Source organism: Rhodococcus rhodochrous (assembly GCF_014854695.1).
In the GTDB taxonomy this organism is placed as follows: domain Bacteria; phylum Actinomycetota; class Actinomycetes; order Mycobacteriales; family Mycobacteriaceae; genus Rhodococcus.
In genome coordinates, this window is record NZ_CP027557.1 from 3,930,316 (window position 1) to 3,943,010 (window position 12,695).

Sequence of the window (12,695 nt, forward strand, 5' to 3'; positions counted from 1 at the left end):
TCAGTCCAGGTCGGAGAGCCGGTACAGGCGGTGTGCCGCGCCCCACTCCTCGAGCAACCCGTCGGGTGCGTCGTCCACCACGACGACGACCGCGAGGTCCTCGAGCGAACCGGGTTCGAGCGTGCTCAGCGACGCCTCGGGCAGGTGCACGTGGGTGACCCACTCGTTGTAGAGCACGCTGTCCAGTGCCGTACCCGACGACGCGCCCTCGGGCACGACCACGACGACGGCACCGGTCGCCGAGACGACCAGCGGTTCGAGCGCCACCGCCTCGATGTCGACGCCGCCCACCGCGAGGCTGCGCGACTCGTAGGTCAGCTCGTACCGATCCCGCAGCGTCCCGATCCGCTCGACCAGCTCGGCGTTCGTGAACGTCCGCGACGACAGCACGAGCGCCGGGTCCGCCGAGCCGACCGGACGCAACCGGTCGGCATAGGTCACCGGATCCGCCGGCTGGGCCGCCAGCTCGTCCCGCACACCGGGTTCGTCGACGACCAGCCAGCCGTCCGCACCGTTCATGGCGGTACCGGCGACCGTCAGTCCCAGACCGGCTCCGGCGGGCAGCTGCCCGTCGGAGCGGGTGGGATCGACCGGCGCGATCGCGGCACCGGTCTTGGCCACCGCCCACTGGGCGACCACGGACTCCACCGAGCGCGGGATCGCGATCGCGACCACGTCTCCGGTGCCGAGTCCCCGGCCGATGAGCAGCCGGGCCAGGCGGGAGGACCGTGCGTCGAGTTCCCGGTAGGCGATCTCCGTTCCCTCACCTCCGACCTCCGGATCGGCGGGGAGCGAGAGCGCCGGCGCCGCCGGGTCCTCCTCGACCACCTCGGCGAAGACGGTGGCCAGCGTCCGCGCGCCGGTGTCCACCGCCGCGGTGGACGGTCCGGACTCGGCGACGATGCGGGCGAGTTCCTCCGCGTCGACGAGGTCGATGTCGCCGACCGCAGACTCCGGATCGGTGGCGAACGCGTCGAGCACGCGCACCAGCCGCTCCGAGATGTTCCTGATCTCCGGCTCGGTGAAGAACCGCTCCAGGTACTTGAAGGTCAGGTCGATCCGAGTGTCGGCAACCGTCATGAGGGTGATCGGGTAGTGCGTGGCGTCCTTCACCCCGACCCCGGTGATCGTCATACCGTCGATCGACCCCGCCGCGTCGGACAGCGCCTCGCGGTCGATCGGGTACGACTCGAACACCAGCAACGAGTCGAAGCCGATCGGGCTCCCGACCCGCTGCTCGATCTCGGACAGCCCGACGTAGTGGTGGTCGAGCAGACCCGCCTGTTCGGACTGCAGACGCTGCAGCAAGCGCGCCACCGACTCGTGCGGATCGACCCGCACGCGCACCGGCAGGGTGTTGATGAACAGGCCGACCATCGACTCGACGCCGGGCAGGTCGGCGGGGCGGCCCGAGACCGTGGCGCCGAACACGATGTCCGGGTTGCCGGTGATGCGGCCGAGCAGCACACCCCAGGCGGCCTGCACGAGCGTGTTCACCGTGACACCGAGCTCGGTGGCCAGCGCGGTCAGCCGGGCGGTGTGATCGGTGTCGACCAGGACGGAGACCTTCGAGATGGCCTCGTTGTCGGGGTCGCGCTGGACCGGTGCGATCACCGTCGGCTCGGAGAGCCCCTGGAGGGTCTGCGCCCACGCGTCGAGCGAGGCGGCGTGGTCCTGCTCGGCGAGCCAAGCGAGGAAATTCCGGTAGGAACGCACGCGCGGCAGCACCGTGCGGTCTCCGCGCAGCACGTACAGGGCCATGAGGTCCTGCATGAGCAGCGGCATCGACCAGCCGTCGAGGAGGATGTGGTGGCTCGTCACCGCCAGGTGGTAGCGATCCGCCCCGGACCTCACGAGCAGGAACCGCATGAGCGGTGCCGTCTCCATATCGAAACGCCGGGCCTGCTCGTCGGCGAGCACGTCCGCGAGTTCGGCCTCTCGGACGTCGTCCGCGCGATCGGTGAGATCGACCGTCCGCCACGGCAGTTCGACCTCGTCGAGCACGAGCTGCAGCGACTGCCCCTCGTCGTCGGTGACGAATGCCGTGCGGAGGTTCGGGTACCGGTCGAGCAGTGCCTGTCCCGCGTCCCGCAGGCGGTCGGGATCCACCGCACCCTCGAGGTCGAGGACCGCCTGCATCGTGTAGACGTCGACGTGGTCATCGATCGTCATCGATGCGTGGAAGAGCAGACCGGTCTGCAGCGGCGACAGCGGCCACACGTCCGCCAGCGACGGGTAGCGCTGCTCCCACGTCTCGATCTCCTTCTGGTCGATGTCGACCAGCGGCAGATCGGACGGGGTCAGGCCACCTGCGGCCGGCGAGGCGGCGTGCCGCGCGAGGGCGCTCAACGCCTCGAGCCAGTGCTGCGCGAGTTCGTCGACGTCGTCGCGGTCGAGCAGACCCGCCGGGAACGCGATGTTCGCGCCGAGTTGCGGGCCGTCCGCACCGTCGGAAACGACGGCGTTGATGTCCACGCTCGCATTGGCCGGCATGTCGGCGTCCTGGGTCACGTCGAGCTTGCCCAGCGCGTCGGTGGGCGCCCAGCCGATCTCGGCGAGCCCCTCCGGCACGTCCGCCGAGGACACCCGGCCGAGGTAGTTGAAGCTGACCTGCGGCGAGCGGTGGATCTCGGCAAGGCGCGCCGACGATTCCGGATCGAGGTAGCGCAGCAGACCGAAGCCCATGCCCTTGTCCGGGATCCCGAGCAGCTGCTCCTTGACGGCCTTGACCGCCGAACCCATCGCGGCACCGCCGGCGAAGGCGTCGTCGACGTCCACTCCGGCGAGGTCGACCCGCACCGGGTAGGCGCTGGTGAACCAGCCGACCGTCCGGGACAGGTCGGCGCCCGGCACCACTGCCTCCTCACGACCGTGACCCTCGAACTTCACGAGGGCGGACGAGGACTCGACGCCACGGTCGCGGCGCCAGCGCACCATCGCCAGTCCGAGCGCGGCCACCAGACCGTCGGCGACACCGCCTCGGAACAGGGACGGCACCGACGTCAGCAACGCATCGGTGTCGGCTGCCGGGACGGAGATCTCGAGTCGCTGCACCGTCGCCATGGTGTCGACGGCGGGATCGAACGGGCGGGCACCCAGGTCCGGGTCCGGTCCCTCGAGGATCCGTTCCCACAGCGGCAGTTCGCTCCGCCGCGACGGAGCCGCCTCGACGAGGCCGTGGGCCCAGCGACGCAGCGACGTCCCGACCGCCTCGAGCTGCGGTTCCTGACCGGAGACGATCTGTCCCCAGGCCAGACCGAGGTCCGGCAGCAGGATGCGCCACGACACGCCGTCCACCACGAGGTGGTGGGCGACGACCGTGAGGATGCCCGGGCGCGTGTCGCCGAAATCGAACCACAGAAAGCGGATCACGGAACCGCTCGACGGATCGAGACGGCCGAGGGCCGCATCGATCTCCCGGTTGGCGATCTCCGTCAGCCCGGCGTCGTCGACGTCCGGGGACAGTTCGACACGGTCGAGGATCGCGCCGGGTTCGACCGTGCCGGCCGCGCGCACCCGCAGGACGTGCGTGCCGTCGGCACCCCGTTCGAGGATCGAGCGCAGCGCGTCGTGGTGGTCGATCACCGCACCGATGGTGCGGGTCAACACGTCCCGGTCGATGCCCTGCGGCAGTGTGACGGACACGAGCTGCGAGAACCGGTCGAAGCCGCCGGGCCAGCCGAGCACGTCGCGCATGATCGGGGTGAGGGGCACCTCGCCGACACCGCCGCCGGGCAGCTCGGCCAGGCGGATGGGGCCGGAACTCTCCGCCCGCGTGGCGACCTCGGCGAGGCCCGCCACCGACCGACGCTCGAAGACGTCGCGCGGAGTGAACACCACACCACGCGCCTTCGCCCGCGACACCAACTGGATCGACACGATGCTGTCGCCACCGAGCGCGAAGAACGACTCGTCGACACTCACCTTGTCCAGATGCAGGACCTCCGCGAAGACCTCCGCGATGATCTGCTCGATCTCGCTCTCCGCAGCGCGGTACTCGCGCTCCTCGATCACCGGCTCCGGCAGAGCATCACGGTCGAGCTTGCCCACCGGGGTCAGCGGCACCTCGTCGAGCACCACGATCGCCGACGGCACCATGTGCGGCGGCAACGACCGCGCCACGAACTCCGTCAGCTCCGCGGTGTCGACCGTGCGGCCGCGGACGGGCAGCACGTACGACACCAGCACGGTGGCGCCCGAGCCGGTCGTGCGACCCAGGGTCGCCGCGAAGTCCACCGTCTCGTGCTCGGTCAGCGCCGCGTCGATCTCGCCGAGTTCGATGCGGAAACCGCGCACCTTGACCTGGAAATCGCTGCGGCCGACGAACTCGAGTTCGACGGGGCCACCGTCGATCGAGCGCCAGCGCACCACGTCGCCGGTGCGGTACATGCGGGAGCCGTCGGCGCTGTACGGGTTGGCGACGAAGCGCTCCGAGGTCAGGCCGCTGCGACCGTGGTAGCCGCGTGCGAGCGCACCACCGGCCATGTACAGCTCACCGGCGACACCCTCGGGCACCGGCTGGAGCCGGGCGTCGAGGACGAGCGCGGAGACCCCGTGCGTGGGATTGCCGATGGTGATCGGCCGTCCCGGCTGCAGCTTGCCGAAGGACGAGATGATCGTCGTCTCGGTCGGGCCGTAGCCGTTGAAGTACTTCCGTCCCGGCGCCCACCGCGCGAGCAGTTCGGGCGTGGTGACGTCGCCGCCGACGGAGACCACCTCGAGGCTGTCGATGCCGGTCGGATCCATCGTGCCGAGCACCGCGGGCGTGATGATCGTGTGGGTCACGCGTTCGGTCTTCAGCAGTTCGGCGAGATCCGGCCCCCCGATGATCCCGGCGGGCACGATCACCAGCGTGGCGCCGCTGGAGAACGCCGCCATCCACTCGAGCACCGACGGGTCGAAGCTCGGCGAGCAGATGTGCAGGAAGCGGTGGCCGGTCCGCAGGTGGTAGAGATCCACCGCGGTGTCGACCACTCCCCCGAGTCCGGTGTGCGTGACGACGACACCCTTCGGTCGACCGGTCGAACCCGACGTGTAGATCACGTAGGCCGGCTGGTCGAGCCGGATCGGGCGCAGTCGCTCGGCGTCGGTGATCGGATCGGCCGACCGTGCCTCGAGTGCGGCGGCGGTCTCCGCCGAGTCGAGCACGAGCCAGTCGGCCTCGTCCGGCAGGCCGTCGATGTGCGTGCCGCCTGTGATGCCCAGTGCCGCACCGGAATCGGACAGCATGTAACGCACGCGGTCGGCCGGATAGGTCGGGTCGACCGGCAGGTGTGCGGCGCCGGTCTTCGCGATCGCCCACACGCTCAGCACCATCTCGTACGACCGCGGGTACGCGACCGCGACGATGTTCTCCGGTCCGACACCACGCTCGATGAGCAGGCGTGCCAGTCGCGACGAGGTCTCGTCGAGCTCCCGGTAGGTGATCGAGCGACCCTCGTAGCGCACCGCCACGGCGTCAGGGTCCATCGCGACACCGGTCGTGAGGATGTCGGTGAGGCTTCCCCCGGCACTGACACGGTCGCCGTGGACGTGGGTGAGCCGGTCGAACTCGTCCGCGTCGAGGATCGCCAGGTCGCCGACGGGCGACTGCGGATCGTCCAACGCACCGGTGAGCAGCATCGAGAACCTGCGCGCGAACTCTTCGACGGTCCGCCGATCGAACAGGGCCGTCGCGTAGGAGAACTCGGCTCCGATGCCGGCGGGCTCGCCCGTCTCGTCGTACTGCTCGCGCAGCGTCAGGGACAGGTCGAACTTCGCGGTGTCGACGTCGAAGGGAACCCCCGAGACCGTCAGGCCCGGGAGTTCGAGACCGGCCGACGGCAGGTTCTCGAACGACAGCGCCACCTGGAACAGCGGGTGGCGGGCGGTCGACCGCTCCGGCGCGAGGATCTCCACGAGCCGCTCGAACGGGATGTCCGCGTGGGCGAACGCCTCGAGGTCGGTCTCCCGGACCCGGGCGAGCAGCTCGGTGAAGCTCTCCCCGCCGTCCACCCGGCTGCGCAGCACGAGCGTGTTGACGAACATGCCGATCATGTCGTCGAGTTCGTGCTCACCACGGCCCGCGATCGGGGTACCGATCGCGACGTCGTCGGTGTCCGCCATGCGGGCGAGGAACACCGCGAGCGCGGTGTGCATCACCATGAACATCGTCGTGCCGGTCCGGCGTGCGAGTTCGGCGACGGCGCGGTGCGTCTGCGCGTCGATCGTGAGTCCGACCGTACCGCCGGCGAACGACTGCACCGGCGGGCGCGGACGGTCCATCGGCAGGTTCAGCTCGTCCGGAAGTGCGGCGAGGGCGTCCTGCCAGTACGCCGCCTGGGCGGACAGCACGCTCTCGGGATCGTCCTCGGAGCCGAGCACCTGGCGCTGCCACACCGCGAAGTCGGCGTACTGCACCGGCAGCGGCGTCCAGCCCGGTTCCTCCCCGTGTGCACGGGAGAGATAGGCGGTCATGACGTCCCGGGTCAGCGGAGCCATCGACCAGCCGTCGGCACTGATGTGGTGGACGACGAAGACCAGCACGTGGTCGGTCTCGCTCAGCCGCAGCAGCGCCACCCGCAGCGGCAACTCCGCGGTGACGTCGAAACCGGTGGTGACGATCTCGCGGATCCGATCCGGCACGTCCGCCGGGTCGACGTCCTCGGCGACGACCTGCGGTGCCGCATCTGCCGTGGGCAGGACGAGCTGGTAGGGACGCCCGTCGTCCTCGGGGTAGATCGTGCGCAGCACCTCGTGACGGTCGAGCATGTCGCGGACCGCCGCCTGCAGGGCCTCCACGTCGAGCGCACCGGTGAGCCGCACGGCGACCGGCAGGTTGTCGGCGGCCGACGAGTTGTCGAAGCGGTTGAGGAACCACATGCGCTGCTGCGCGAGCGACAGCGGGATGCGGTCGGTGCGCGGCTGCGGCACGAGCGGGGCACGCCCGGTCGTACCGGCCTGCCGTTCGGCGTGCGCGGCGAGCGCCTCGACGGTCGAGGCCTCGAACAGGGCCCGCACGGGGACCCGGACGTCGAGCGCAGATCCGAGACGGGCGACGAGCTGCGTGGCGATCAGCGAGTTGCCGCCGAGCGCGAAGAAGTCGTCGTCGAGACCCACGCGGTCGACGCCGAGCACGTCGGCGAAGGTGCCTGCCACGATCTCCTCGACCGGCGTGCGCGGTGCGCGGAACTCGCGCACCTCGAAGGTCGGCGCGGGCAGCGCCTTGCGGTCGAGCTTGCCCGAGGTGTTGAGCGGGAACTCGTCGAGCACCACCACGGCGGCGGGCACCATGTACGACGGCAGGGAGCCGGAGACGAACTCGATCAGCGCACCGCTGTCGATCTCGTGGCCCGGCACCGGCACGACGTAGCCGGCGAGCTGGTCACCGGTCTGGGTCTGGGTCACGACGACCGCGGCCTGATTGACCGATTCGTGTGCCAGCAGGGCGGTCTCGATCTCGCCGAGCTCGATGCGCTGACCGCGGAACTTCACCTGGAAGTCGGTGCGGCCGATGTACTCGAGCTCGCCGTCGCCGTTCCACGTCACCAGGTCGCCGGTGCGGTACATCCGGTCGCCCGGTGCACCGAACGGGGTGGCGACGAACCGGTCGGAGGTGAGATCGGGTCGCCGGACGTAGCCGCGCGCGAGCTGGACACCCGCGAGGTAGAGCTCACCCGGGACACCCACCGGCACCGGCCGCAGACGACCGTCGAGCACGTATGCGCGGACGTTCCACTCGGGCACACCGATCGGCACGACGTCGACCGGTCCCTCGGCGGGCGCCTGCCAGTAGGTGGCCGAGACCGCGGCCTCGGTCGGTCCGTAGAGGTTGTCGATGTCCGCGGAGCTGATCCGGCGCACACCGTCGACCGTCTCGGGCGGCAGGGCCTCACCGATGACGAAGATGTCGCGCAGCGTGCTGCACGAGGCGGCGTCGGCGTGCGCGGCGAAGACGGTGAGCATCGACGGCACGAAGTCGGTGATGGTCACCTTCTCGCGGGCGATGACCTCCGACAGGTAGGCCGGGTCGCGGTGACCGTCGGGGGTGGCGATCACGAGTTTCGCGCCCATGCTCAGCGGCATGAAGAAGCCCCACAGCGACACGTCGAAGGTCGTCGCGGTCTTCTGGAAGTACACGTCCTCCGAGGTCATCTCGAATTCGTGCAGCATCCACTCCGTCTGGTTGACGATCGCGCGGTGCGTCACGGCCACGCCCTTCGGCCGTCCGGTGGAACCGGAGGTGAAGATCGCGTAGGCGGTGTTGTCGGGACGCAGCGGCGAGAGCCGGTCCTCGTCGCGGATCGGTGTCGCCGGCACGTCCGCGAGGTCGAGACGGTCGATCTCCACCGCGTCGACGGCGATGCCCGACGGGATCTCGAACTCGTCGCGCGCCGTGGTCACGATGCACACCGGGTCCGCGGTGTCGAGGATGTGGCGGATGCGGTCGGCCGGATGATCCGGGTCGATCGGCACCCAGGCGCCGCCGGCCCGCACGATCGCGTACATGCCCACGAGCAGTTCCGTCGAGCGGCGGACGGCGAGGCCGACCAGCGACTCCGGTCCCACGCCGCGGCCGATCAGGTGCCGGGCGAGACGGTTGACCCGCGCGTCGAACTCGGCGTAGGTCAGTTCCTCGCCCTCGTAGGAGAGGGCGACCGCATCCGGGGTGCGTGCCACCTGCGCGTCGAAACGCGTGGTCAGCAGCGCGGTCCCGTCGAGGTCGTGATCGGAGTCGTTCCACGCGTGGAGGATCCGGTCGAGTTCCTCGGAACCGAGCAGCGCGATGTCGCCGACCGGCATCTCCGGTTGCTGCGCCATCGCCTCGAGTGCGCGGACGAAACGCTCGACGAGCGTCTCGACCTGGTCGCGGTCGAACAGTGCTCGCTGGTAACGCAATTCGACCTCGAGCGCGGACCGCAGGTGCACGAACAGGCTCAGCGGGTAGTGGGTCGCGTCGTGGGTGCCTACACCCGTGACGGCCATGCCGTCGATGGAGGCGGACTGCTCGGCGAGGGCCTCCTCGTCGAGCGGGTACGACTCGAACACCGTGAGCGTGTCGAAGGCGACCGACGGACTCGTCGCCCGCTGGATCTCGGTGAGTCCGAGATGGTGGTGGCCTAGCAGTGCGGCCTGCTCGCCCTGCAGGCGTTCGAGGAACGCCGAGACGGGCTCGTCCGGATCGAAGGCGACCCGCACGGGCAGCGTGTTGATGAACAGGCCGACCATCGACTCCACACCGGGCAGGTCGGCGGGGCGACCCGAGACCGTGGCGCCGAAGACGACGTCCTCGGCACCGGTGAGGCGGCCGAGCAGCACGCCCCAGGCGGCCTGCACGAGCGTGTTCACCGTGACGCCGAGGCGCGCGGCGGCGCCGCTGACGGCGGCCAGTCGCTCGGCGTCGAGTTCGACCTTGACCCGGTCGTCGCCCTGGAGTCCGGGATGGCGCGGGGTCTGCGGAGCGAGCAGCGTCGGCTCCTCGAAGCCTGCGAAGGTCTGCGCCCACGCCTCACGCGAGGATTCGCGGTCGCGGGCGGTGACCCATTCGAGGAAGGAGCGGTACGAGCGCACCCGCGGCAGCAGGGACACCTCTCCCCTCGTCGCGTACAGGGCCATGAGGTCCTGCATGAGCAGTGGCATCGACCAGCCGTCGACCAGCACGTGGTGGGTGGTCACGCCGAGCTGGTAGCGGCCGTCGCCGAGGTGCACGAGGACGAACCGCATGAGCGGTCCGGTGTCCATGACGAAGCGGCGTGCCTCCTCGTCCTTCCAGAACGGCACCGTGGCGGTGACGCCGTCCGCGGCGACCTCGGCGGACAGGTCGACGGTGCGCCACGGCACCTGCACGTCGTCGAGGACGAGCTGCACCGAGTCGCCGTCGGCGTCGGTCACGAAGACCGTCCGCAGGTTGGCGTGCCGGTCGAGCAGTGCCTGCGCGGCGCGGTGGAGCCGCTCGGGATCCACCTCTCCCTCGAGATCGAGGACGGCCTGCATCGTGTAGACGTCGACGTCGTCCTCGCCGGTCATCAACGCGTGGAAGAGCAGACCGGACTGCAGCGGCGACAGCGGCCACACGTCCGCCAGCGACGGGTAGCGCACGTGCCAGCGGTCGAGATCGGCCTGCGTGACCGACACGAGCGGCACGTCGGAGGGTGTGAGCCCACCGGCGGCGGGGTCGGCGGCGTGGGTGACGAGCGCCGCGAGGGCGGCCCGCCAATGCTGCACGAACTCGTCGACGTCCTCGCGGTCGAGCAGACCCGCCGGGAAGGCGATGTTCGCGCCGAGCTGCGGGCCGTCCGCGCCGTCGTTGACGATCGCGTTGATGTCGATCGCCGCGCTCGCGGGCATGTCGGCGTCGAGAGCGGCGTCGACGCGTCCCAGCGCGTCGGTCGGGGCCCAGCCGATCTCGGCGAGTTCCTCCGGCACGTCCGCGGAGGACACGCGACCGAGGTAGTTGAAGCTGATCTGCGGTGAGCGTGCGACGGCGGCGAGTCGTGCCGACGATTCCGGATCGAGGTAGCGCAGCAGACCGAAGCCCATGCCCTTGTCCGGAATGGCCAGCAGCTGTTCCTTGACGGCCTTGACCGCCGCACCCATCGCGGCTCCACCGGCGAAGGCGTCGTCGACGTCCACACTGGCGAGGTCGACCCGCACCGGGTAGGCGCTGGTGAACCAGCCGACCGTCCGGGACAGGTCGGCGCCCGGCACCACGGATTCCTCACGGCCGTGACCCTCGAACTTCACGAGGGCGGAGGAGGATTCGATGCCGCAGTCGCGGCGCCAGCTCACGAGTGCCAGTCCGAGCGCGGCCACCAGACCGTCGGCGACACCGCCGCGGAACAGGGCCGGCACCGTGGTGAGCAGTGCATCGGTCTGCGCGGCGTCGAGATTCATCTCGATGCGTTCGACGGTGGAGGTGACGTCGACGGCGGGGTCGAAGGGACGCTCGCCGAGCAGCGGGTCCGGTCCCTCGAGGATCCGTTCCCACAGCGGCAGTTCCGACCGGCGCTGTGCCGCGGCATCCACGAGGCCGTGGGCCCAGCGGCGCAACGACGTCCCGACGGCCTCGAGCCGCGGCTGCTCACCGGAGACGATCTGCCCCCAGGCCAGACCGAGATCCGGCAGCAGGATGCGCCACGACACGCCGTCCATCACCAGGTGGTGGGCGACGACGAGGAGCACGCCGCGACGTTCGGCCGAGCCGAAGTCGAACCACACGAATCGCAGCACCGAACCGGCGAACGGGTCGAGTGCTCCGAGCGCCGAATCGAGTTCGCGGGAGGCGATCTCGGTGAGCTCGGCGTCGTCGACGTCGGCCGCGACCTCGACCCGCGACAGCAGGGCGTCCGGGTCCACGGTGCTCGCGGAGCGGACCCGCAGGGTCACCTCTCCGTCGGCATCGCGTTCGAGGATCGAGCGCAGCGCGTCGTGGTGGTCGACGACCGCACCGATGGTGCGGGTCAGCACGTCCCGGTCGATGTCGGCCGGGAGGGTTACGGCGACGGTCTGCGAGAAGCGGTCGAAGCCGCCGGGCCAGCCGAGGACCTCGCGCATGATCGGGGTGAGCGGCACGTCGCCGACACCGCCGCCGGGGAGTTCCTCGAGTCGCTTCGCCTGCGTCTCGTCGGCGCGGGTGGCGACCTCGGCGAGGCCCGCCACCGAACGACGCTCGAAGACGTCGCGCGGCGTGAAGACCACGCCCCGCGCCTTCGCCCGCGACACCAACTGGATCGACACGATGCTGTCGCCACCGAGCGCGAAGAACGACTCGTCGACACTCACCTTGTCCAGATGCAGAACCTCCGCGAACACCTCCGCAATGATCTGCTCGACCTCGCTCTCCGCAGCCCGGTACTCGCGCTCCTCGATCACCGGCTCCGGCAGAGCATCACGATCGAGCTTGCCCACCGGCGTCAGCGGCACCTCGTCGAGCACCACGATCGCCGACGGCACCATGTGCGGCGGCAGCGAGCGCGCCACGAACTCCGTCACCTGTGCGGTGTCGATCGTGCGGCCGCGGACGGGCAGCACGTAGGACACGAGGACGGTCGCGCCGGATGGGGTGGACCGCCCCACCGTCGTCGCCCAGTTCACCGACTCGTGTGCACTGAGGACGGCGTCGATCTCCCCGAGTTCGATGCGGAAACCGCGCACCTTGACCTGGAAGTCGCTGCGGCCGACGAACTCGATCTCGAGCCGGTCCTCGACGGGCCGCCACCGGACGACGTCGCCGGTGCGGTACATGCGGTCGCCGGGTTCGCCGTAGGGGTTGGGGACGAACCGCTCGGCGGTCAGCGCGTTGCGGCGGTGGTATCCGCGGGCGAGTGCCCGGCCGGCCACGTAGAGCTCACCCGCCATACCGGCGGCCACGGGACGCAGACGCGAGTCGAGCACGAGGGCCGTCATGCCCACGATGGGTTCGCCGATGGTGATCGGACGTCCGGGTTCCATCTCGCCGAAGGTCGACACGATGGTCGCCTCGGTCGGGCCGTACGCGTTGACGTAGGTGGTGCGCTGCGACCATTCGGCCAGCAGTTCCGGCGTCGTCACGTCGCCACCGACGGAGAGCACTTCGAAGCTGTCGATGCCCGTGGAGTCCATCGTGCCGAGCACCGCCGGCGTGATGATCGTGTGCGTCACGCGCTCGGTCTTCAGCAGCTCGGCGAGATCCGGACCGCCGATGATCCTGGCGGGCACGATCACGAGCGTCGCGCCGA

Annotated in this window: 1 protein-coding gene (running past one end of the window); it reads right to left on the minus strand. The window is 70.3% G+C overall.

What is annotated here, in order from left to right; all coding sequences use genetic code 11:
• A protein-coding gene (locus C6Y44_RS18235) for a non-ribosomal peptide synthase/polyketide synthase (protein ID WP_159417801.1) crosses the window boundary here: on the minus strand, nucleotides 1-12,695 show its final stretch. Its footprint extends 16,888 nt past the window's final position; 12,695 of the gene's 29,583 nt are visible here — the last part of the coding sequence; its start codon lies off the right edge, out of view; the stop codon is at nucleotides 1-3.